The following is a 22,450-nucleotide window of genomic DNA, read 5'->3' as shown; positions in this document are numbered from 1 at the left end:
TATCGGATATAAGTGTTCGCCATTGAACAGCCGGGACCGCTTTGCGGTCCTTTCGCGACGCAAGGCCGCTCCTACAGGGATAGCGTTCGACCTGTGGGATCGGCCTTGCGTCGCGAAAGGCGCGCAAAGCGGACCCCGGACCACCGACAGTTGCCATTAGAGGTCATCGATGAAAACGCTCAACTCGACCCCCCGCGCCGACGGTTTCCACATGCCCGCCGAGTGGGCCCCGCAAACCCAGGTGTGGATGGTCTGGCCGGAGCGCCCGGACAACTGGCGCCTGGGTGGCAAGCCGGCGCAGGCCGCGCACGTGACCCTGGCCAAGGCCATTGCCCGATTCGAGCCGGTCACCGTGGCGGTGTCTGCCGGCCAGTACGCGAACGCCCGTCGCCAGCTTGACCTGCCGAACATCCGCGTGGTCGAAATCAGCAACGACGACGCCTGGGTACGCGATACCGGCCCGACCTTCGTCATCAACGACCACGGCGAAGTGCGTGGCGTGGACTGGGGCTTCAACGCCTGGGGCGGCTTCGACGGTGGCCTGTACGCCCCCTGGAACCGCGACGAGGAGCTTGCCGCCAAGGTCATGGAAATGGAGCGTGTGCAGCGCTACCACACCGAGGGCTTCGTGCTCGAGGGCGGTTCGATCCATGTCGACGGCGAAGGCACCCTGATCACCACCGAGGAATGCCTGCTCAACCGCAACCGCAACCCGCACCTGAACCGCGAACAGATCGAGGAGATCCTGCGCGAGCACCTGACGGTGGAGACCATCGTCTGGCTGCCGGACGGCCTGTACAACGACGAGACCGATGGTCACGTCGACAACTTCTGCTGTTACGTCAGCCCCGGCGAAGTGTTACTGGCCTGGACCGATGATTCCAATGACCCCAACTACGCACGCTGCCACGCCGCCTACGAGGTGCTGAAAAACACCCGTGACGCCAAAGGGCGCGAGTTCGTGGTGCACAAGATGCCGATCCCTGGGCCGCTGTATGCCACCCAGGCAGAATGCGACGGCGTCGATCACGTGGTGGGCAGCCAGGAGCGCGATCCTTCGGTACGCCTGGCCGGTTCCTACGTGAACTTCCTGATCGTCAACGGCGGCATCATCGCCCCGAGCTTCGACGACCCGGCCGACGCGCAGGCCAGAGCGATCCTGGCCAAGGTCTTCCCGGATCACGAAGTGGTGATGATCCCGGGGCGTGAGCTGCTGCTTGGCGGTGGCAATATCCATTGCCTGACCCAGCAGCAGCCGGCGCCGGTAAAACGTTGACCGGCCAATGAATGAAAAACCCGTCGAGCGACGGGTTTTTTTATGCTCGCGATAGTCGGTCGGACTGTATGGCACAGCAATTGTATTGATTTTTCCTCGTGCTTCAGACGAATGGGCCTACGCCAATCTGTAACGCGTCTGAAGTAACTTAGCCGCTCACTAGGCCCGGGGAGTACGTGAGGAAATGAACGCAGCAAGTGAGTCGGCTTTGCCCGCAACGGCAGCCTGTCACCAATCGCTCAGAATCCTGGCTCAGTGGTTGAAACGTCATGGAGACAATCGGGTCAGGACGACCGACCCACGACGCCTGCTGGATGGGCGATACCCTCAAGGTCTGATCAGCGAGGAAGAGCTCGAAGCTCTGCTGGCTGTCTGGCATTGATCGGGAAGGAACCCGCCGCAGAAAAAAACGCCACCGCTTTTGCGGTGGCGTTTTCGTTTTGGGGCGCGAATGGCCTGACGGGCGCTGACGATCAGAAACTGTAGGTCCCGGTCACCACCAGGCTGCGCGGATCGCCCACCTGGATCTGCGCCGCGCTCGTGGCCGAGCTGTAGTAGGTCTTGTCGGTGATGTTGCTCAGCGCCGCGCGCACGTCCCAGTCGTGGGTGCGGTAGCCCGCCAGTGCGTCCCAGCGGCCGTAGCCCGGCAGGATCACGGTGTTCTGGTTGTCGGCGTAGCGGTCGCCGACCAGGGTCAGGCCGGTTTCGGCGTACCAGCCAAGCTCCGGTTTCCAGGTCACGAACAGGCTTGCGTTGCGCTTGGCCACGTCGTTGATGCGGTTGCCTTGCTGGCCGTTGTTGTCCTTGACGATGGTCGCGTCCTGCAGGCCGATGCCGCCGCGCACATACCAGTTGCCCACGACGTTGCCGGTGGCGGTCAGCTCGATGCCGCGCGAGCGTTGCAGGCCGCTGAGCTGGATCAGCTCCGGGTTGATCGGGTCGCGGGTACGGCGGTTGTAAAGTTCCAGTTCGTAGATCGCGAGGGTGGTGCTCAGGCGTTCGTCGAACCACTCGCTCTTGACCCCGATCTCCTTCTGCCGGGTCTGCTCCGGGTCGGTCTGGTTGGTGTTGCCGGCAGCGCCTGGGGTGATGCCGATCAGGCCGCCACCGACCGGGGAGTAGGTCTTGCTCCAGGAGGCATAGAAGGAGTGATCTTGCCAGGGCGTGTAGACCACGCCGATGCGTGGACTGAAGCTGTTGTCCTTCTGTTTTTCCGAGAGGTTGCGCAGTTTGTTGGTGGTATCCACCTCGAACTGGTCGAAGCGTACGCCTGCCAGCAGTTGCCACTGGTCGTTGAGGCGGATCTGGTCCTGCAGGTAGATCCCGGTGCTCTCGACATCGGTGTGGTTGTTGCTGGACACCCGCATGGTGCCATTGTGCTGCTGGCGGGCCGTTGCGCCCTGCAGGGGCACCGAAGGCACACCAACGCCCTGGTGCAGCAGCGAGTTGCGGCGCTGTTCGCCCATTTCCAGGCCAACCAGCAGGGTGTGCTCAAGGCCGAAGGTTTCTACATGGCCTTCCAGTTCGACGGTGTTGTACAGGTTGCGGGTGCTCAGGTCCTGTTGCCAGCGCTGGCGGTCCACCAACCCCGTGGCGGGGCGGTAGGCGGTCAGGTAGGTGTTGTCGAAGTCGCTTTCCAGGGTGAACAGGCTGAAGGTGTGGCGCAGTTGCCACTGGTCGTTCAGCTCGTAGTTCAGGCGCGAGCGCAGTGATTCGGCGCGGTCGTTGATGTAGTCGCGCTGGGTGTCGCCGTAGGTGGTCTTGCGGCTGACGTCGGCCGTGCGTCCGGTGAGCGGGTTGCCGGGGATGCCGCGATCGGGGGTGCGGTCATAGCGGCTGTATTCGTACTGCACCAGCCAGTTCAGCTCGGGGGTGATCTGCCAGCTCATGGACGGGGCGAACAGCTGGCGGTGATTGCCGTCGATGCCGTCGCGGAAGCTGTTCTTGTCCTCGTTGCCCAGGTTCAGGCGCAGGCTGAGGGTGTCGCTGGGGTCGGCGCTGAGGTCGGCGTACAGGCTGCGCAGGTCCTGGCTGCCGCCCTGGGCCTCGATGCTCGAGCGGCGGCCGTGCTCCGGCGCCTTGCTCACCCGGTTGACGATGCCGCCCTGGCTGCCACGGCCATAGAGCACCGCCGCCGGGCCCTTGAGCACCTCGACCCGCTCGATGTTGTGCAGGTCGCGGGTGTACTGGCTATCGTCGCGGATGCCGTCCAGGTAGAAGTCGTTGCTGGCGTCGAAGCCGCGGATGCGCAGGCTGTCGAAGCGGGTGTCGGCGCCGCTGCTGACGTTGGGGATACCTTCCAGCGCCTTGCCCAGGTTGCTGCTGCCATAGTCCAGCACGTTGCGGGTCTTCACCGAATCGATGGCCTGCGGCACATAGCGCGCCGGGGTCGAGGTACGGGTCGCGGTGGTCACGTCCTTGACCCGCGGATTGTCCTCTTCGCGGGTGCTGTCGGCGGTCACCGAGGTTTCCGGCAGGGTCGTGGTGGCGGCACTGGCCAGGCCGGCGCTGAACAGCAGCGACAGGCTCAGGGTCAGGGGGGAAAGGCGGCAGGGGGCAGGCATCGAAGGCGTCCAAGGGAAGGAGTGAGAAATTGGGCGCGAATGGTAATGCTTGTTATTTGCTGTTGCATCGACATTTGTAAAGGGTTGTCTTTACAAATGTTTCAAGATATTGCAATTCATTTGGGTGCATTGAGTTTGATAGGGGTGGCCGTGTGGATGTGTCAGGTGACGGGCAGCGGGAGGATGCACGGCCGTATGACGGTTTTCTAGATTTCGCCCGCTTTCCATAAAAGAGACAAATTTGCGCTGACCCAAGGCAGATATGCATGGAAATGCACCAGTCATGACCTTGTTTTTGGTTATATAAACCTGCATTTCACGTTTTTTTGACATGTATAAGCAGGCAGGGCTAGGATTCGGCCTCTACGCCTGCTGGCCATGATCTGGCCATGCGGCTGCAAGGCCCGTTGCAGACCATTGGCGGGCCTTTCGGCTTGGATCCGCATAGCGTCGAACCTACGAAGGGGCGTTGGTTCCTGGCGTTCTAATGCAGAGCGTTTTTGAATACGAAATAAGGAAAACAACATGTTGAAAACCAGGATCAGCCTGGTCGCCCTGGCGATGATCGCCGCGACCCAGGCACAGGCCAATGAGCAGGCCGAAAGCAAGGGCTTCATCGAGGACAGCCACGCCAACGTCCTGCTGCGCAACGCCTTCATCAACCGTGACAAGAAGCACGGCACCAACGACCAGTCCCAGTGGGGCCAGGGCGTCATAGCCAACTTCTCCTCCGGCTTCACCCAGGGCACCGTTGGCGTGGGTGTCGACGCCTTCGGTCTGTACGCCCTGCGCCTGGATGGCGGCAAAGGCCGTAACGGCGGTGGCGGTATCGATTTCTTCAAGCGTGAAAACACGGTCAACGAGCGTGAACGCAGCGATGCTGCCAATGACCTCGCCCGCGCCGGTGCGGCGATCAAATTCCGCGTCTCCAACACCGTGCTCAAGTACGGTGACCAGATGCCGGCCCTGCCGGTCCTGCAGTACGACGATTCGCGCCTTTTGCCAGAAAGCTTCAGCGGGACTTCGATCACCTCCAAAGAGATCAAAGGCCTGGAGCTGAACGCTGGGCGTTTCACCAGCGAAGTGCAAAAGAGCGCCCAAGGTCACGACAGTGGTCGTTTGAAGGCAATCAATGTACTGGGCGGTAGCTACAAGTTCACTGACAACTTCACCGCGTCGCTGTACACCGCCGACAACGAAGACGTGATGAAAAAGCACTACCTGGGCATGAACTACGTCTACCCGATCGCGGCAGACCAGTCCCTGACCTTGGACTTCAATGGCTATAAGTCCAAGCTCGACAAGAAGTTCATCGAAAAATGGGGCATGCGTGAGGGCGATCAGGACAACACTATCTGGAGCCTGGCGGCTACCTATGCGTACGGTCCTCACTCGGTAACCATCGCGCACCAACGCAGTACTGGCGATACCGGCTACAACTACGGCGGTTACCAGCGTGATGGCGGCTTCGGCGATGGTGGTTCGACCATTTACCTGGCCAACTCCTACTGGTCCGACTTCAACGCAGAAGACGAGCGCTCCTGGCAGATCGGCTACGGCCTGGACTTTGGCGCATTCGGCGTCCCTGGCCTGACCTACAAAGTTGCCTACGTGCGTGGTGACAACATCAACACCCACGGCAATGGTGAAGGTAAAGAGCGCGAAATCTTCAACCAGCTGCGTTACGTCGTACAAGAAGGCCCGGCCAAGGACCTGTCGGTCAAGCTGCGTAGCTCCTTCCTGCGTACTTCGCGCAACGTCGCCGACTTCTACATGGATGACGGCAACGAAGTCCGCGTATTCGTCGAGTACCCGATCAGCATCTTCTGATCCTGATCCCGCGTCACCCGCAGCCCCGGCCTATGCCGGGGCTGTTTCTTTCCGGCGCACGTTGACCGCCGCCGCCACCTCGATTTCACCCGTCTGCGGCGCGAAGCTGTCGCTGCGCGCCATCCGCCACATCCGTGCATAGAACTCGCTGTCGATCGCGCCGCTGAGCAGTTCGCCCGGCTTGAGGAAAGTGTGCAACTGCGAAAACAGGCTGATCTCGCTGGCGCTGATACGCCGCGCCAGGTGCTTGGGCTTGAGCTCAGAGGGATGGTCCAGGCCAGCGGCGGCAAGCATCTCGGCCAGGGCATGCAAGGTATTGCGGTGGAAGCTGGCGACCCGCTCGGCCTTCTCCGGCACCACCAGCGCGCGCTGGCGCAGCGGGTCCTGGGTCGCCACCCCGGTGGGGCACTTGTTGGTGTGGCAGCTCTGCGACTGGATGCAGCCGATGGCGAACATGAAGCCCCGCGCCGAGTTCACCCAGTCCGCGCCGATGGCCAGCACACTGGCGATGTCGAAGGCGCTGACCAGCTTGCCCGCCGCACCGATGCGGATGCGCTCGCGCAGGTTCAACCCCACCAGGGTGTTGTGTACGAACATCAGGCCCTCGCGCAGGGGCACGCCCATGTTGTCAGAGAACTCCCGGGGCGCCGCGCCGGTGCCGCCTTCCTTGCCGTCGACGACGATGAAGTCCGGGGTGATGCCGGTGGCCAGCATGGCCTTGGCGATGCCCATGAATTCCCACGGGTGGCCCAGGCAGAACTTGAAACCCACCGGCTTGCCGCCAGACAGCTCGCGCAGCCGGGCGACGAACTGCAGCAACTCCCGTGGCGTGCTGAAGGCACTGTGGGCGGCCGGCGAGATGCAGTCCTCGCCTTCGCGCACGCCCCGGGTGTTGGCGATCTCGGCGCTGACCTTGTGCCCCGGCAGGATCCCGCCATGGCCCGGCTTGGCGCCCTGGCTGAGCTTGATCTCGATCATCTTCACCTGAGGCGAGCGTGCCTGTTCGGCGAAGCGATCGGGGTCGAAGTGGCCGTCTTCGGTACGGCAGCCGAAATAACCGCTGCCGATTTCCCAGATCAGGTCGCCGCCGTGTTCGCGGTGGTAGGGGCTGATGCTGCCCTCACCGGTGTCATGGGCGAAGCGGCCCAGGCGCGCGCCCTTGTTCAACGCGGCGATGGCGTTGGCGCTGAGGGCGCCGAAGCTCATGGCCGAGATATTGAAGATCGACGCCGAGTACGGCTGACGGCACTGCGGGCCGCCGATGCGGATGCGGAACGAGGCCGGGTCGGGCATCGGCACTGGCAGCATCGAATGGCTGATGAACTCGAAGCCTGGTTTATAGGCGTCGTTGAGGGTGCCGAAGGCTTTCTCGGCGCTTTCGTTCTTGGCCCGGGCGTAGACCAGCGAACGCTGGGCGCGGGAGAACGGCAGCTTGTCGTCGTCGCCTTCGATCAGGTACTGGCGGATCTCCGGGCGGACGGTTTCGATCAGGTAGCGGATGTTGCCCAGGATCGGATAGTTGCGGCGCACCGCGTGGTGGCGTTGGCGCAGGTCGTTGAGGCCGACCAGGCTGAGCAGGGCGCTGATGACGGTGAAGGGCCAGAGCCCGTCGTGCTGGGCGAGGAAGGGTAGGCTGGCGAGGGTGAACAGCAGGCACAGGGTCAGGCAGGCGTAGCGGCTGGGGAGTGCGTCTTTCATGGGGCCATCGCAGACAGGGTGACCGGCCTAGGATAGGCAAAGCGCAGCAGCGGAAAACCAGGGCGATTGGTAAAACACTATTACCTGGGGGGGGCCAAAAGCTTGTCGGTTTCGGGCCCATCGCGGGGCAACTCCGCGATGAGGCCCTCGGTGTCACTGTTTGAACACCTGCTTCACCCGGCCGTCGATTTCGCCCTTGTCGCCCTGGCCCGAAGCCTTGGCCTGCGGACCGCCGCCCAGGTTCAGGTCGAGCTTGCCATCGGTATTGATGATCCCGTCCGCCGTTGCATGGATATTGAACTTGGCGCAGCTGATATTGATGGTGCCGTCGGACTTCAATTCGATCACGCTGTCGCCACAGACCAGGCGGATCTGGTCGCCGGCATCCATCACATAGTTGCCGTGCACACTGTCGCGCTTGTCGCCACCGACCAGCAGGATGTCGCGATGGCGCACCGAGCGCAGGCGGTCCTGGCCGATGGTCACGGTCTCGATCATGCCCACGGTCTTGACCCGGCTGATGCCCACCGACAACGTCTGGTTCTGCTCCACCACCGTGTCCATGTTGCGTTCGGCATGCACGTACAACTGCTCGGCGCCCTTCTTGTCCTCCATGCGGATTTCATTGAAGTTGGCCGGGCTGCCGCCCTTGCTCGAACGGCTCTTCATGCCGCTTTGCGTGGCGCTGCCGGGCAGGTCGTAGGGCACCGTCTGCTCGGCGTTGTAGACCCGCCCGGTGATGATCGGTCGGTCGGGGTCGCCTTCGAGAAAACTGACGATCACCTCCTGGCCGATCCGCGGCACCTGGATCGAGCCCCAGTTCTTGCCCGCCGTGGCTTGCGACACGCGGATCCAGCACGAGCTGTTCTCGTTGGACTGATCGTGGCGGTCCCAGTGGAAGTGCACCTTGACCCGGCCATACTGGTCGGTCCAGATCTCCTCGCCGGCAGGGCCGACCACCACGGCCGTCTGCGGGCCCTTGACGATCGGCCGCAGGGTGCTGCCCACCGGGCGGTAGCTTTGCTGGGCGTCGATGCAGCTGAGGTTGCTCTCGAACTGCGCCGCACCGCTGCCGCCACCGCTTTCCAGGCGCTCCTGGTGCACGTAGTAGCGGGCGGCGACGATCAGGTACTCGCGGTTCTGGTCCTGGCGGCTGAAGTTGCTCAGGCTGAACAGATGGCCGCTGCCCAGACCCCGGGCATTGCCGCGCAGCTCGACCCGCTCGTGCAGGCTCTGCAGCGACTCCAGGCGGGTGCGGGCGTAGTGCTCGCCGTCCTGGGTCTGCTCGTAGGCGCCGGGGTAGTCGTACAACGGGTAGTCGCCGGCCTGGTGCGGGCGCGGCATCGCCGAGCGCACGTCGATGCGCGCGCTGGGGCGCTGGAAGTCGTAGTCGTTGAGCTCCAGGGAGCCGGGCTGGACCTCCTGGGCCAGGTGCCAGTCGTTGATATGGTCGCGCTCGCGGTGCTGGCCGTCCGGCGGGTAGTAGGGCACGGTCTCGTAGCCCGGGGCCTTTTGGTGCGCGCCGTAGGCGTCGGCCAGCACCAGCACGTGGCGTTCCTGCTCATGGCGGAAGAAGTAGTAGATGCCTTCTTCCTCCATCAGCCGGCTGACGAAGTCGAAGCTGGTCTCGCGGTACTGCACGCAGTATTCGCGCTCGCGGTAGTTGCGGCTCAGGGCGTCCTCGAAGTCCGAGAAGCCCAGGTCGCGGAACACCTGCTTGATGATCTGGGGCGCGCTCAGGTGCTGGAAGATCCGGCAGTCGCTGGTGCGTGTCAGCAGCCACAGCCACGGACGCAAGGTGACGCGGTAGCTGGCGAACTGGCCCTGGTCCACCGACTGGCTGCAACGGGCGACGATGCCGTGGAAATACCGCGAGCTGCCGACGCTCTGCTGCACGCTCAGGCTCATCGGCTTGCCCAGCAACTGGTTGAGGTCGATGGCCGGGTCGTCGCTGGTCAGCTGCAGCTCGAAGTCGAACAGGCGGCCGAGTTCCTCGCTGCCGCCCATTTCGGCAAGGATCAGCTTGTCCGGCCCCAGGGGGCTGTTGATCTGCGCCAGGCGCGTGAACTGCTTGAACAGCATGGTCGGTCCTGTCAGTCGGCGGCGCCGAAGTCATAGTGCAAGTCGTTGTCACGACGGCTGATGCTGACGCTGGCCAGCGGCTTGCCCTCGAGCAGGCGGGTCAGGAACTCGCGGCTCATGTCCGGCAGCAGGCCGTTGGTGAGGATGGCGTCGATCATGCGGCCTCCGCTTTCGGTCTCGGTGCAGCGCGAGACGATCAGCTCGACCACGCCGTCGTCGTAGGCGAAGCCGACCTTGTGGGTGCCTTCCACGCGCTTGCGGATGCGCTCCAGCTGCAGGCGGGTGATGGCCTTGAGCATGGCGTCGCTGAGTGGGTAGTAGGGGATGGTCACCAGGCGGCCGAGCAGCGCCGGCGGGAAGATCTCCAGCAGCGGCTTGCGCAGCGAGGTGGCCACGGCCTCCGGGTCGGGCAGGGCCTGTGGGTCCTTGCAGATGTTGGCGATCAGCTCGGTGCCAGCGTTGGTGGTGAGCAGGATCAGGGTGTTGCGAAAATCGATCTGGCGGCCTTCTCCGTCTTCCATCACGCCCTTGTCGAACACCTGGAAGAAGATCTCGTGCACGTCGGGGTGGGCTTTCTCCACCTCGTCCAGCAGCACCACGCTGTACGGGCGACGGCGCACCGCCTCGGTCAGCACGCCGCCCTCGCCGTAGCCGACATAGCCGGGTGGGGCGCCCTTGAGGGTGGAGACGGTGTGGGCCTCCTGGAACTCGCTCATGTTGATGGTGATCAGGTTCTGCTCGCCGCCGTACATGGCCTCGGCCAGGGCCAGCGCGGTCTCGGTCTTGCCCACCCCGGAGGTGCCGGCGAGCATGAACACGCCGATGGGCTTGTTCGGGTTGTCGAGGCCGGCGCGGGAGGTCTGGATGCGCTTGGCGATCATCTTCAGCGCGTGGTCCTGGCCGATGATGCGCTTGGCCAGGTGGCTGTCGAGGTTGAGCACGGTCTCGATCTCGTTGCGCGCCATGCGGCCTACCGGGATGCCGGTCCAGTCGGCGACCACCGAGGCCACCGCCTGGTAGTCCACGGTCGGCAGGATCAGCGGGCTCTCGCCTTGCAGCTGGCTCAGACGCTGCTGCAGGTCGACGAGTTTTTCGCGCAGTTCATGGCTGCCCTGCACGTCCACTTCCTGATCGACCACGCCGACCTGTTCACGTAGTTGCGCGCGGGTGGCCAGAAGCTCGTCAACCAGGGCTTTCTCCTCCGCCCAGCGGCTTTCCAGGGCGGCCAGGCGCTCGCGCTCCTCGGCCAGCAGGCTGTCGGCCTGGGCTTGGCGCTGCTCGGTGCTGACGCCGATGGCGGCTTCCCGGGCAATGATCTGCAGTTCCACCTCCAGCGCCTCGATGCGCCGGCGGCTGTCGTCCACCTCGGCCGGCACCGCGTGCAGGCTGATGGCGACGCGGGCGCAGGCGGTGTCGAGCAGGCTCACCGACTTGTCCGGCAGCTGGCGCGCCGGAATATAGCGGTGCGACAGCTTCACGGCGGCTTCCAGCGCTTCGTCGAGGATCTGCACCTGATGGTGCTTCTCCATGGTCGAGGCCACGCCGCGCATCATCAGCAGCGCCTTGGCCTCGCTCGGCTCGTCCACCTGGACCACCTGGAAACGCCGGGTCAAGGCCGGGTCCTTCTCGATATGCTTTTTGTATTCGGCCCAGGTGGTCGCGGCCACGGTGCGCAGGCTGCCACGGGCCAGGGCCGGCTTGAGCAGATTGGCGGCATCACCGGTGCCGGCCGCGCCGCCGGCACCGACCAGGGTATGGGCTTCGTCGATGAACAGGATGATCGGCTTGGGCGAGGCCTGCACGTCTTCGATCACCTGGCGCAGGCGCTGTTCGAACTCGCCTTTCATGCTGGCACCAGCTTGCAGCAGGCCGACGTCCAGGCTGCGCAGTTCGACGTCCTTGAGTGCCGGCGGCACGTCGCCGGCGACGATGCGCAGGGCGAAGCCTTCGACCACGGCGGTCTTGCCGACGCCGGCCTCGCCGGTGAGGATCGGGTTGTTCTGGCGGCGGCGCATGAGGATGTCGACCAGCTGGCGGATCTCCTCGTCACGGCCGACGATGGGGTCGAGCTTGCCGCTGCGGGCCTGCTCGGTGAGGTCGACGGTGAAGCGCTTGAGCGCCTCCTGCTTGCCCATCGCCGCCGGGGCCACGGCGCCGCTGGCCTCGCCCGGCGCGGCGGCGCTGAAGCCGTCGCTGGCGGCCAGGTTGTTTTCCGGCGAGTCGCCGACGTACTCGTCGAAACGCTCGCTCAGCGCCTCGACCTTCAGTTTGGCGAACTCGCTGGACAGCCCCAGCAGCGCATTGCGCAGGCTCGGGGTCTTGAGGATGCCGACCAGCAGGTAGCCGGTGCGCACCTGGCTTTCGCCGAACATCAGGCTACCGTAGACCCAGCCGCGCTCGACGGCTTCCTCGACCTGGGAGGACAGGTCGGTGATCGAGGTCGAGCCCCGTGGCAGGCGGTCCAGGGCATCGGTCAGGTCGCGGGCCAGGCGCGCCGGCTCGACGTTGAACTGGCGGATGATGCGGTGCAGGTCGCTGTCCTGCAGCTGCAGCAGCTGGTGCAGCCAGTGCGCCAGCTCGACATAGGGGTTGCCCCGCAGCTTGCAGAACACCGTGGCGGCCTCGATGGCCTTGTAGGCGACGCTGTTGAGTTTGCCGAACAGCGCGGCGCGGCTGATTTCACCCATGGTCCTGACTCCTTGTGAGGGGCGCGGCGACCGGCTGGTCGGCGTAGTACCGGGCCAGCTTCAGGTCGCGTGCATCGTGCGAGGGGCGGCCGAGCCAGGTGTCGAACCCCAGGCGTTGACCGGCATTGAGTTGCAGCGCGGGCACCTGGCCCTGCGCGAGGATGAGGTTGAGGTCCCAGTCCAGTTCCTGGCCCAGGTACTCGGCGACCCAGGCCGCCAGCTCGATAAACGCCTGCCCGCCGGGGAGCAGCGCGTGGTACTGGTCGAGCGTCAGCGGGCCCAGGCACAGGCGGAACTTGTGCTGGCGGTCCCAGACGTAGCGGCCCAGGCACAGGTCGATGCCCAGGCGGTTGGCGCGCACGCCGAGCTGGCTGCGCTCGGGCAGCTCCAGCCACTGGCCGACGTACTCTTCGAGCTGCACCGGGACGCCGAAATAGCTCGACAGGATGCTGCACAGGCCGTCCGGGTAGCGGGTCTGCGCCGCCAGGTGGCCGGACCAGTGCAGCTTGGCGGTGTCGGCCAGCGGCCCCTGGTCTTGCAGTTCCGGCTGGCCGCGGCCGCTGAGGGCGGCCAGGCGCGCGGCCCAGTAGTCGTCACCGGGGCGGTCGTGGCTGACGGTCGGCCGGGCCTCGGCCCAGGCGCGGTAGAACAGGCTCAGCAAGCGGTGGTGGAAGATGTCGAGGAAGCGTTTGCTGGTCGGGTCGGCGTGGTTGCGCTGGCGTTCGCGCATGTACTCGGTCAGGTGCAGCGGCAACGGGCCGTTGGGGCCGCCGAGGCCGAAGAAGAACTGCTCCAGGCGCGCTGGCTGATCGTCGTTGGCCGTGACCGAGGCCAGCGTCGCCGGGGCGAAGCCGCAGTCCAGGCGCTGCCCCAGGCGCACCGGCTCGTCGGCCAGGCGCAGCGAATGGCCGAAGCGCGGCAGCTCGGGGTTTTCCGCCTCGAGGCGACGCAAGGCCTGGAAGAAGTCGTACTCCCAGGGCTGCGCCTGCATGGCCTGTAGCGTGTTCACAGGGTCGGCCTGCGCCCGGGCTTGGCGTTCCAGCGCATGATCTCGCCACGTTCGCTGGTGCGCAGCACGGTTTCGGTGAAACTGTTGATCGACACGTAGCGGGTCAGGAAGCGCTCGAACACCGCGCCCAGGAGGAACACGCCGGTGCCGCGGAAGGCGTTTTCGTCGAACGTCAGGGTGATCTCCAGGCCGCGGCCGAAGACGATCGGCCCGGGCATCGGCAGGCGCCGGGTGCAGGGCTTGCAACTGACCTCGCGCAGGCCGTCGATCTGCAGTTGCAGGGCACTGTCCTGCTGGTCGCCGTACAGGCGCAGCAGTTCGCGCAGGGCGGCGGCGCCCTGGCCCTGTTCGGCCAGGGACAGGTAGTTCAGCGACAGTTGGCTGATCAGGCGCCAGGCCCGGTTGTCGTGGGCATGGCTGGCCTTCGGTCGGCTGGGGCCGGCCAGGCAGCGCACGGCGGACACCGGGGCGCTGTCGGCCAGGCTGAAGTCGCTGCGGCCGTCGCCGACGTTCATGAACAGCGGCAGGTCGCGGTTGCTGCACAGCGCGCTGATGCCCAGCTGGCGCAGGTCGTGGCGGTACGGTGCCTGGTGGCCGTCGACCAGGCTGACGAAGGTCTCGCTGCCCATGTAGCTGGAGCGCGTGCCGTTGCGTCGCTGCTCGCTGGACAGCACCCGAGGCTCGCGACGGACGATGTAGTAGGCCTGGTCACGGCCGTAGCGCGACGGGTCGCGCACGGCGTAGAACGGCAAAAACGCCTGGTCCGGCCCGGTGCCGTGGCCGGCGACCTGCTGCAGCGAGTGGATCTCGAAATCAGTGGGCCGGGTGCGGTCGGCGATCACATGGTGCTCGTGGACCCGGTCGGTCAGGTGGATGCGGTCGACCCGGCGCGGGAACAGGTTGATCGCCGGGGTGCAGAACGGCACGAACTGCGCGCTGCCCACGCTGCTCTCCAGCGTGGGGTCGAAGCGCTCGAACAGGACCAGCAGCTCCAGTTCCTGGCCGTCGCAACGTTTGACCGCACGCTCCAGCCCGGCGAAATCGACGAACAGGAAACGCTGCGGCAGGGCGAAGTATTCCTGCAACAGGCGATAACCCTGGAACGCCTGGGGCACCACCGGCAACGCCGCTTCGCGATCGTCGAAGCCGCACGGCAGCAAGGCCTGCTCGACCGGGATGCGCTCGACCCAGTCAGCCCCCGGCTGGCGCACGAACACCGCGCAGGCGTTGCCCAGCAGTTGCTCGTACAGGCGATAGGGGGTTTCGTCGGCGCCGTTGAGGTACAGCGGCAGGTGCGTCAGTGGCAGGCTGTTGAACGGGATTTCCGCGCCGCTGCGCAAGGTCAGGCGCAGGCCGGCACGGGCCTTCGGCTCGCTGGCGGCCAGGCGCCCGAGCACGGCGCCGGGGTTGCCGAAGTATTCGGCGCGGGCCACCTGCAGCGGCCACAGGGTCACGTCCTGGGTGCTGCGGAATTCGCACGGCGTCTGCGAGTTGCGGCCGAGGTTGGCGCGCAGCACGCTGTCGCGGGGCAGCTGGAAGCCGGCGGCCAGCGAGCCCTCGTCGGGGTCGGTCTGCAGTTGCACCACGGTCATCGACGGGGTCGGCGCCAGGTAGTGCGGGTAGGCGATTTCCAGCAGGTTGTGGGTGAAGGTCGGGTACTCGGCGTCGAGCTTGAGCTGCACCCGCGCGGTGAGGTAGGCGAAGCCTTCCAGCAGACGCTCGACATAGGGGTCGGCGCATTCGATCCCGGACAGCGTCAGGCGCCCGGCGATCTTCGGGTATTCCTTGGCGAACTCGGCGGCACCCTCGCGGATATGCTGCAGTTCCTGGTTGTACAGTTCGAGCAGGCGCGGGTTCATGCGCGTCTCCGGCGGTCGGCGGGAGCCACGCGTACGTGCCCGGACTCCAGGTCCACGTCGGTCTGCAACAGCAGCGGCAGGGCCGCCGGCTGGGCCCACAGGTCGCCCTCGATCTCGAAGCTCAGGGCGTTGGCGTTCATCTCGCCGGGGGCGGCCTGGGCGCGCACCTTCAGGGTATGGGCGAGGATGCGCGGCTCGTAGGTGGCGATGGCCTGGTGGATGATGCGTTCGAGCGCGTTGAGGTCGATGTTCGATGCGCTGTTGCCGGCCAGGGCCGGCAGGCCGTAGTTGATAACCGAGGCGCCGGCCGGGGAATTCAGCGTGGCGCCGGTGTCGAGCAGCGAGGTGGTGTTGAGCAGCCAGGCCAGGTCGCGCAGCACCGAGGCCTTGAGCTGCTGCAGGCTGAGCACGCGCTTGTCGGGGGCTTCCTGCGGGTTGCCCGGCTCGTCGTCGGTCAGGCGATCCAGCAGCGAGGGCTGCAGGCGGTCGCGGGTGGCGATCTCGGCTACCACTGGAACATCCCTGTGAACATCTTCTGGTCCTCGAAGCCGGTGTCGCAGGACGCGCTCGGCGTGGGCGTTGAGGCTTCCAGGCCGGCCGGGGTCAGGCGCACGGCACGCGAGGTTTTCAGGCATTCGCCCTTGAGCGTCGGGTGTGGTTGCACGTGGGTCACCAGCACGATCGGCACGCCGTCGAACTGCTCGACCCGGGCCTTGCCGGCGCGGTCGGGGCTCAGGCCGCAGGGCCATGGCATGTCCAGCGCCAGGCGTTGTTCGCCGCGATCAAGCACGCACTGGCCGGCGTTCTCGGTCAGCTTCACGGCCTGCCCGCCCAGGTTCGCCTGGTTCAGCAGTTCGGCGTCGGCGCAGGCGCTCAGGGCCAGCAGCAAGGCACCGACCAGGGTCACGCGCTTCATGTCAGCTCCCAGAACCAGACCTGTTTCGACTGGTAGTTCTGATCGGAGAAGCCCTTGGTCAGGCCGCGGTTCCACAGGTCGATATGGTCGCCCGTGCGGTTTTCCTGGCTTTGCCCGGTGCGGGCGAAGCAGTCCTTGTAGAAGATGATCCCGGTCTTGGCCTTGAGCTTGTCGCGCTCCTGGGCGCTGCCGCCGATGCGCTGCGGGCGTCCCAGCTGGCGCTCCAGCCAGTTGGCCAGGGATTCGGCGCCACGGGCATGGCCATGGGCGCACTTGGGTTCGGTATAAGTCGATTTGTTGACCTTGAGGCTCATCTCGCCGTTGAGCGCGATGCTCATGCGGATGGCGCACTGGTTGTCCCACGGGCCATCGCAGGGCGAGGACACTTTCGGATAGGCATTCCACAAGTTGATGAAAGAAGGCTTGGCCATGATGTTCACCGTGGGCGGGTGAGGCGTGGGGAAGGGCCCCCGCGCCGCCGGGGGCGGCACGGGCGCGGTCGGTCAGATCTTGACGTTGGAGCGGATGTTCCAGCCGTACTTGATCGGGCCGCCTTCCTTGGTGCCGTCGGCCTTCTGCGGCTGATAGTCGACGGTGACCTTGGCGAAGTTCAGGGTCACGTTCTCGGTCAGGCGGTCGTCGCTGCCCGAGCCGCCGGTGCTCAGCGAGCTGACGATCACCTCTTCGAGGTTGATGATCAGGTACTCGACCTGGCTTTCACCGCCGGCCTTGCGCACGGTCAGCTTGACCTTGTCGATGTGCTTGCCGCTGGAGCAGTGGGCCATCAGGTTGGGGCTGGACTTGTCGATGTACTTGGTGATCGACAGGTCCTGGATGTTGACCTTGCCCGAACCGCCGCCGCTGCCCATGTGCATGTTGCCGGACTGGGACATGCCCCAGCTCCAGTTCAGCACGTCGATTTCGTCCTTGTGGGCCTTGTCGTGGGACTCGCCCTTGATGTCGCCGATCTTGATGAAAATATCTACAGCCATGATGTCCTCGGGATTTCGCGTCGGTTAGCGGTAGTAGTGGCTAATCGCGGGCAAGCCCACTCCCACTGTGGGAGCGGGCTTGCCCGCGATGATCAGGCCCCTTTGGCCGAAGGCAGCTTCGACACCAGGCGCAGCGACACGGTCAGCCCTTCGAGCTGGTAGTGCGGGCGCAGGTAGAAGCGCGAGTTGTAGTAACCCGGGTTGCCTTCGACTTCCTCGACCACCACTTCGGCAGCCGCCAGCGGGTGCTGGGCCTTGGTGGTCTCGGTGGAGTGCGCCGGGTCGCCGTCGACGTAGTTGAGGATCCAGTCCTGCAGCCAGCGCTGCATCTCGTCCTTTTCCTTGAACGAGCCGATCTTGTCGCGAACGATGCACTTCAGGTAATGGGCGAAGCGGCAGGTGGCGAACAGGTACGGCAGGCGCGCGGCCAGGTTGGCGTTGGCGGTGGCGTCCGGGTCGTCGTATTCGGCCGGCTTCTGCAGCGACTGCGCACCGATGAAGGCGGCGAAGTCGGTGTTCTTCTTGTGCAGCAGCGGCATGAAGCCGTTCTTGGCCAGCTCCGCCTCGCGGCGATCGGAGATGGCGATCTCGGTCGGGCACTTCATGTCCACGCCACCGTCGTCGGTGGGGAAGGTGTGCGCCGGCAGGCCTTCGACTTCACCACCGGATTCCACGCCGCGGATGCGCGAGCACCAGCCGTAGTACTTGAACGAGCGGTTGATGTTCACCGCCATGGCATAGGCGGCGTTGGCCCAGGTGTACTTGCTGCTGTCGGCGCCGTCGGTGTCTTCCTCGAAGGCGAACGCTTCCACCGGGTCGGTCTTGGCGCCGTAGGGCAGGCGCGCCAGGAAGCGCGGCATGGTCAGGCCAATGTAGCGCGAGTCTTCCGACTCACGCAGCGAGCGCCAGCCGGCGTATTCCGGGGTGGTGAAGATCTTGGTCAGGTCGCGCGGGTTGGACAGCTCCTGCCACGAGCCCATGCCCATCACCGTCGGCGAAGCGGCGGAGATGAACGGCGCGTGCATCGAGGCGCAGACCTTGGATACCTCGCCCAGCAGCTCGACATCGGGTGGTGACTGGTCGAAGTAGTAGTCGCCCACCAGGCAGCCGTAGGGCTCGCCACCGAACTGGCCGTATTCCTCTTCGTAGAGTTTCTTGAAGATCGGGCTCTGGTCCCAGGCGGTGCCCTTGAACTTCTTCAGGGTCTTGTGCAGGTCGTTCTTCGAGATGTTGAGCACGCGGATCTTCAGTTGCTCGTCGCTCTCGGTGTTGTTGACCAGGTAGTGCAGGCCGCGCCAGGCGCTTTCCAGCTTCTGGAAGTCGTCGTGGTGGATGATCTGGTTGACCTGGGCGGTGAGCTTGGCGTCGATGGCGGCGATGATCTGCTCGATCGAGCCGATGGCATCGTTGGACACCAGGTTGGTCTGCGCCAGGGCCTGCTCGGCCAGGGTGCGCACGGCGCTCTCGACGGCTTCCTTGGCCCGCTCGGTCTTGGGCTTGAATTCCTGCAGCAGCAGGCTGGCGAACTCGCTCGGGTCCTGGGTGGCCGCCTGCGGGGCCTGGCTGTCGCGCAACGGATCGTTCATGGTCGGTCTCCTCAGGCCTTCGGCTCGGTGTCGGCGGGTTTCGGCGCGCTGGCCAGGGCCTGGAGCAGGGCCGGGTCCTTGATGGCCTTGAGGATGATGTCCTCGGCGCCGGTCTTGCCGTCCATGTAGGTCAGCAGGTTGGCCAGCTGGGTGCGTGCCTCGAGCAGCTGGTTCAGGGCATCGACCTTGCGTGCCACGGCGGCGGGGCTGAAGTCGTCCATGCTCTCGAAGGTGATGTCCAGGCTCAGGTTGCCTTCACCGGTCAGCTCGTTGGGCACATTGAACGCCACGCGGGGCTTCATGGCCTTCAGGCGCGAGTCGAAGTTGTCGACGTCGATCTCCAGGAACTTGCGGTCGGCCACGGCCGGCAGCGGCTCGGCGGGCTTGCCGGCGAGGTCCGAGAGCACGCCCATGACGAAGGGCAGCTGGACCTTTTTCTCGGCGCCGTACAGCTCGACGTCATATTCGATCTGTACCCGCGGCGCACGGTTGCGCGCGATGAATTTCTGGGAGCTGTCTTTCGCCACGTTGTTCCTCCTGGTCGCCGGTACGGCGGCTCTGCTTGTTGCGGGCGTCGGTGTTTAGGCGGCCGGAACGACGTCAGTCGTGTTCCGGGCCACGCAGGTTCTCGAATTGCGACATGCCATCGGGGATCAGGTCGCGGACGATGGTCGCGAAGTCGGCATTGACCAGGTTCTTCGCCCGGCGCAGCAGCACCGGCAGCGGGCTGGAGGGCTCGTGGCGGGCGTAGTACTGGAGCAGGCGCTCGAGGCTCTGCAGCACGTCGTCGCGGCTGTTCACCTCGCCTGGGCGGGCTGCGGGGCGTGGCGCGGCGACGGGCTGTGGGTCGTCATTGGCGCCGGGCGTGGTCACTTCGTCCAGGCCCGCGCTGACGGGCGCCGAGCCTTCCGGGCTGTAGTCGTTCAGCACCTGCTGGACCTGACGCAGTGGCTGGCGCAGGGCGGATAGGTCGACGCCGCTGGCCGAACCGACCTGGTCGTTGACCCGGCTCTCGATGGTGTCCAGGGCTTCGCGGGCCAGCTGCAGGGCCTGGCGGCATTGCGTAAGCTGCTCGGGGTCGGCGTCGCGCAGGGCGGCGGCCAGTTCCTCGGCGCTCAACTGCTCACTGGCGAAGTGCTGCACGCCTGCCGCATGCAGGGCGGCGCGCAGGGTGACCGGGCCGAAGGCGCGCGAACGCACCAGCACGGCGTCGCGCAGCAGGGAGATGTTGGTGTCGCAGGTGAGGCCGGCCAGGGCGTTGACGCGCACGGTGGGGTCGTTGTCGTCGGCGGCATCCAGTTGCGGGTGCAGGTGCAACCAGTATTCGCCCAGCAGGTCGCGGATCAGTTCAAGGCTCGCGGCCAGGCCCGGCAAGCCGTGCAGGGCCAGGTTGGCCTGAACCAGGAAGTGGGTGATGCGCAGGTCCTTGCTGCGTTGCAGCAGGCCGGTGCAGGCCTGTTCGATGTCACGCCACTGGGGCGGCTCGGCCGGCTGCACGGCGTCGCCCATCACGCGCTCGGGGCGCCCCTGGGCATCACGTTCCAGTTGCAGGAAATCGGCATCGTATTCGAGGTCGTCGCCGCACGGGAAGTCTGCGGAAACAGCGGCGAGCAGCTGCGGTGAGTTCACCAGAAATCGATCTCCATATCGGCCCTTGGTGAGGGCTTTGTACGCGCCAAGTTGCAAATGTGAAATGGTGCACAAACTTGTCAAAGAATGCGAAGTTGATATCACTGTGATATCACTTTGGCACTCTTAAGTTGCGCATTTATGGTTTATTTCCAAATTGCTGTCAAGGTAAGCTACGCGCCGCGAAGGGTGACTGTGAACCAGTTGGCAGGTAGTCGTGTCCATTGGTCAGGTGCCATCAAAGTGCCTTGCCAATAGGGTTTAATACGACCTTTCCGGGAAGCGAATTTCGGTGTGATGCCCAATATTTACAAGGGTTTAACCGGAAAGCGGGGTTGGGCTCGCGAATCCACTCAAATGGATGTGTGAGTGTTTCATATATATGCAAGGAGGCGTGATGGCACTTTGCCTGACCATTACCAGTTATCACAAGATCACCCCTGGGCAATGCCCGGAGAAGTTGCTGGAAAACGGTGCCATCAGCGTAGGTCGTGCGGCGGATAATGACTGGGTACTGCCCGATCCGGAACGCCTTGTTTCTTCGAAACATTGTGTGATCCAGTTCAAGGACGGCCGCTATTACTTGACCGATAACAGCACCAACGGCGTGGAACTGGTGCATGCCGGTATTCGCCTGCGTCGCGGTAACAGCGAACCGTTGATGGACGGCGAAGTTATTCGAATTGGCGATTACGAGATCCAGGCGCGCATCGATGCCGGCCTGTCGATCCAGGTTGCCGGGCAGCCGCAGGCCCATAGTTTCGAAGCCTTGATGGCCAACCAGGCGGCCGCCCCGAGCGCGCCCATCGTCGGCGCGCCGGCCGCATTCCTGCAGGGGGCGTCGAGCCACGATACCCTGCCGGACCTGTTCGATTTTCTTGGCCCATCCACTGTGCCTCCGGTCAGCCTGCCGGATCATGTCCCCGCCCAGCAGCATGACTTCCGCCCGCCCACGCCAGTGGCGCCGCCGCCCCCGCCAGTGCAGGCCGCCATGCCCGCCGCGCCGGGCATGATCCCCGACGACTGGAACCTGCTCGACGAAACGCCCGCCGTTGCTCCCCAGCCTGCGCCTGTCATCGCGCCGCCGCTGCCAGAGCCGGTAGCGCAGGTGGCACCGGTCGTCACGCCTGCGCCGCCCACTGCCGTGTCGGCACCTGCGCCTGGCCCGGCTGACGCCAGCGATGCGTTGCTGCAGGCCTTCCTGCGTGGCGCGGGTATCGAGCACCTGCGCATCGATGCGGCCGATGCCGCCGCGCAGATGGAGGCGGTCGGGCGTAGCTACCGCCTGATGGTCGAAGGCCTGATCGATGTGCTGCGCGCGCGCAGCAGCCTGAAGGGCGAGTTCCGCATGCAGCAGACCACCATCGCCCCGGTGCGCAACAACCCGCTGAAATTCGCCCCCAACGCCGACGAAGCGCTGCTGTTGCTGCTGCGCGAGGGCAACCAGGCGTTCATGGCCCCGGACCAGGCGGTGCGCGACAGTTTCGACGACCTGCGCGCCCACCAGCTGGCGGTGATGGCGGGTGTCGAGGCGGCCATCAAGCACTTGCTCAAACGCTTCGAACCCGCTCGCCTGGAGCAGCGCCTGGCGCCCGCCGCCGGGCTGGCCAAGCTGTTCGGCGGCTCGCGCCAGGCCCACTGCTGGCAGCAGTTCACCGAGCTCTACAGCCAGATTTCCCGGGAAGCCGAAGACGACTTCCAGGACCTGTTCGGCCGCGAGTTCAGCCGCGCCTACGAGGCCCATAGCCAACGCATGCAACGCTCCTGAGGCCAACGCCCGGAGCACAGGAAGAACACAGAACGTCATGAGGACGAGGATGAGTGCAACGAGACTGATCGCAGCCCTGGCCATGGTGCTGCTCAGTGCCTGCAGCAAGGACAGCCCGGTCGAGCCCGCCGGTACCGACGCGGCGCTGCCGGCCACGGGTATCACCCTGTACTTCAGCGCCGCGGCCGGGCTCAACCCCGGCGCCAGCGGCACGCCCGCGCCGGTGCGGGTGCGCATCTACGAGTTGAAGAACAGCGCTGCCTTCGCCCGCGCCGACTATTTCGCATTGGCCGAACGCGCCCAGGCGACCCTGGCCGCCGACCTGATCGACCAGGACGAGGTCCTGCTCCAGCCGGGCGAGCAACTGCGCCTTGAGCGTCCGCTCGACCCGGCCACGCGCCAGGTCGGCCTGGTGGTCGGCTATCGCGAGGTTGACCAGGCCCAGTGGCGCAGCGTGCTGCCGGTGCCGCCCCGCGACTATCAGATCAGCCTCGATGTGCGCGCCGTGCGCAGCGCCGTGGCCACCCCACAACCTGAGCCTGCCCGCTAGGCAA

At 65.4% G+C, this 22,450-nt stretch carries 17 protein-coding genes; 4 read left to right on the top strand and 13 right to left on the bottom strand.

All coding sequences use genetic code 11. The annotated features are described in order from the left end of the window. Window positions 1-169 precede the first annotated feature (169 nt). Window positions 170-1,276: an agmatine deiminase gene (gene aguA / locus ACVWZ5_RS14415; RefSeq protein WP_457340698.1), complete on the top strand. Its 1,107-nt coding sequence runs from the start codon at window positions 170-172 to the stop codon at window positions 1,274-1,276. A gap of 473 nt (window positions 1,277-1,749) precedes the next feature. Here the strand turns inward: aguA and ACVWZ5_RS14410 are convergent, their stop codons facing one another. Continuing rightward, window positions 1,750-3,840, bottom strand: a complete 2,091-nt coding sequence (locus tag ACVWZ5_RS14410) for a TonB-dependent receptor (protein ID WP_457340697.1) — start codon at window positions 3,838-3,840, stop codon at window positions 1,750-1,752. Window positions 3,841-4,365: 525 nt separating this feature from the next. On the opposite strand from ACVWZ5_RS14410, the gene ACVWZ5_RS14405 reads away from it, so the two are divergent. Beyond that, window positions 4,366-5,670, top strand: a complete 1,305-nt coding sequence (locus ACVWZ5_RS14405; protein WP_062575515.1) for an OprD family porin — start codon at window positions 4,366-4,368, stop codon at window positions 5,668-5,670. A gap of 30 nt (window positions 5,671-5,700) precedes the next feature. Here the strand turns inward: ACVWZ5_RS14405 and ACVWZ5_RS14400 are convergent, their stop codons facing one another. The 12 genes from ACVWZ5_RS14400 to tssA form a co-directional block, all read right to left on the bottom strand. Next, window positions 5,701-7,368, bottom strand: coding sequence for an FMN-binding glutamate synthase family protein (locus tag ACVWZ5_RS14400; protein WP_186599602.1), 1,668 nt, complete (start codon window positions 7,366-7,368; stop codon window positions 5,701-5,703). A gap of 153 nt (window positions 7,369-7,521) precedes the next feature. Then, entirely contained in the window at window positions 7,522-9,450 is a 1,929-nt protein-coding gene (locus ACVWZ5_RS14395) for a type VI secretion system Vgr family protein (protein ID WP_084942087.1), read from the bottom strand. 11 nt (window positions 9,451-9,461) lie between these two features. Then, complete coding sequence (gene tssH, locus ACVWZ5_RS14390; RefSeq protein ID WP_062575512.1) at window positions 9,462-12,137, bottom strand: type VI secretion system ATPase TssH; 2,676 nt, start codon at window positions 12,135-12,137, stop codon at window positions 9,462-9,464. After that, window positions 12,130-13,179, bottom strand: a complete 1,050-nt coding sequence (gene tssG, locus ACVWZ5_RS14385) for a type VI secretion system baseplate subunit TssG (protein ID WP_084942114.1) — start codon at window positions 13,177-13,179, stop codon at window positions 12,130-12,132. The genes tssH and tssG overlap by 8 nt, the downstream gene beginning before the upstream one ends. Next, complete coding sequence (tssF, locus tag ACVWZ5_RS14380; RefSeq protein WP_062575510.1) at window positions 13,143-15,005, bottom strand: type VI secretion system baseplate subunit TssF; 1,863 nt, start codon at window positions 15,003-15,005, stop codon at window positions 13,143-13,145. Before tssF ends, tssG begins: the two co-directional genes overlap by 37 nt. Continuing rightward, entirely contained in the window at window positions 15,002-15,517 is a 516-nt protein-coding gene (gene tssE, locus ACVWZ5_RS14375) for a type VI secretion system baseplate subunit TssE (protein WP_028689176.1), read from the bottom strand. The genes tssF and tssE overlap by 4 nt, the downstream gene beginning before the upstream one ends. After that, window positions 15,511-15,921: a hypothetical protein gene (locus ACVWZ5_RS14370; RefSeq protein ID WP_062575509.1), complete on the bottom strand. Its 411-nt coding sequence runs from the start codon at window positions 15,919-15,921 to the stop codon at window positions 15,511-15,513. The genes tssE and ACVWZ5_RS14370 overlap by 7 nt, the downstream gene beginning before the upstream one ends. Then, window positions 15,918-16,352 carry a type VI secretion system amidase effector protein Tae4 gene (locus tag ACVWZ5_RS14365; RefSeq protein WP_028689174.1) on the bottom strand — a complete coding sequence of 145 codons (435 nt, stop codon included), beginning with the start codon at window positions 16,350-16,352 and terminating at the stop codon, window positions 15,918-15,920. The genes ACVWZ5_RS14370 and ACVWZ5_RS14365 overlap by 4 nt, the downstream gene beginning before the upstream one ends. Before the next feature lie 72 nt (window positions 16,353-16,424). Continuing rightward, window positions 16,425-16,913: an Hcp family type VI secretion system effector gene (locus tag ACVWZ5_RS14360; protein ID WP_028689173.1), complete on the bottom strand. Its 489-nt coding sequence runs from the start codon at window positions 16,911-16,913 to the stop codon at window positions 16,425-16,427. Window positions 16,914-17,005: 92 nt separating this feature from the next. Beyond that, on the bottom strand, window positions 17,006-18,499 hold the full coding sequence (gene tssC / locus ACVWZ5_RS14355) for a type VI secretion system contractile sheath large subunit (protein WP_062575508.1): 1,494 nt from the start codon (window positions 18,497-18,499) through the stop codon (window positions 17,006-17,008). 11 nt (window positions 18,500-18,510) lie between these two features. Further along, window positions 18,511-19,026: a type VI secretion system contractile sheath small subunit gene (tssB, locus tag ACVWZ5_RS14350; protein WP_023632506.1), complete on the bottom strand. Its 516-nt coding sequence runs from the start codon at window positions 19,024-19,026 to the stop codon at window positions 18,511-18,513. 73 nt (window positions 19,027-19,099) lie between these two features. Then, a complete protein-coding gene (gene tssA, locus ACVWZ5_RS14345) occupies window positions 19,100-20,128 on the bottom strand; it encodes a type VI secretion system protein TssA (RefSeq protein ID WP_457340696.1) in 1,029 nt (342 codons plus the stop codon). 397 nt (window positions 20,129-20,525) lie between these two features. On the opposite strand from tssA, the gene tagH reads away from it, so the two are divergent. Both tagH and tssJ read left to right on the top strand, forming a co-directional pair. Further along, window positions 20,526-21,896: a type VI secretion system-associated FHA domain protein TagH gene (gene tagH, locus ACVWZ5_RS14340; RefSeq protein WP_062575506.1), complete on the top strand. Its 1,371-nt coding sequence runs from the start codon at window positions 20,526-20,528 to the stop codon at window positions 21,894-21,896. Window positions 21,897-21,945: 49 nt separating this feature from the next. Further along, window positions 21,946-22,446 (top strand): type VI secretion system lipoprotein TssJ, encoded by a 501-nt coding sequence (gene tssJ, locus ACVWZ5_RS14335; protein ID WP_062575505.1) that lies wholly within the window; start codon window positions 21,946-21,948, stop codon window positions 22,444-22,446. Window positions 22,447-22,450 lie beyond the last annotated feature (4 nt).

Source organism: Pseudomonas sp. TE6283 (assembly GCF_054060555.1).
Note: the sequence above shows the minus strand (reverse complement) of the source record. Positions and strands in the feature narration are given on the sequence as shown.

Coding starts and splice junctions, on each gene's coding strand:
- tssF (WP_062575510.1), bottom strand. CDS start 15,005: ATGAACCCGCGCCTGCTCGAACTGTACAACCAGGAACTGCAGCATATC.
- aguA (WP_457340698.1), top strand. CDS start 170: ATGAAAACGCTCAACTCGACCCCCCGCGCCGACGGTTTCCACATGCCC.
- tssH (WP_062575512.1), bottom strand. CDS start 12,137: ATGGGTGAAATCAGCCGCGCCGCGCTGTTCGGCAAACTCAACAGCGTC.
- ACVWZ5_RS14360 (WP_028689173.1), bottom strand. CDS start 16,913: ATGGCTGTAGATATTTTCATCAAGATCGGCGACATCAAGGGCGAGTCC.
- ACVWZ5_RS14410 (WP_457340697.1), bottom strand. CDS start 3,840: ATGCCTGCCCCCTGCCGCCTTTCCCCCCTGACCCTGAGCCTGTCGCTG.
- tssJ (WP_062575505.1), top strand. CDS start 21,946: ATGAGTGCAACGAGACTGATCGCAGCCCTGGCCATGGTGCTGCTCAGT.
- ACVWZ5_RS14370 (WP_062575509.1), bottom strand. CDS start 15,921: ATGAAGCGCGTGACCCTGGTCGGTGCCTTGCTGCTGGCCCTGAGCGCC.
- ACVWZ5_RS14365 (WP_028689174.1), bottom strand. CDS start 16,352: ATGGCCAAGCCTTCTTTCATCAACTTGTGGAATGCCTATCCGAAAGTG.
- ACVWZ5_RS14400 (WP_186599602.1), bottom strand. CDS start 7,368: ATGAAAGACGCACTCCCCAGCCGCTACGCCTGCCTGACCCTGTGCCTG.
- ACVWZ5_RS14405 (WP_062575515.1), top strand. CDS start 4,366: ATGTTGAAAACCAGGATCAGCCTGGTCGCCCTGGCGATGATCGCCGCG.
- tagH (WP_062575506.1), top strand. CDS start 20,526: ATGGCACTTTGCCTGACCATTACCAGTTATCACAAGATCACCCCTGGG.
- tssC (WP_062575508.1), bottom strand. CDS start 18,499: ATGAACGATCCGTTGCGCGACAGCCAGGCCCCGCAGGCGGCCACCCAG.
- ACVWZ5_RS14395 (WP_084942087.1), bottom strand. CDS start 9,450: ATGCTGTTCAAGCAGTTCACGCGCCTGGCGCAGATCAACAGCCCCCTG.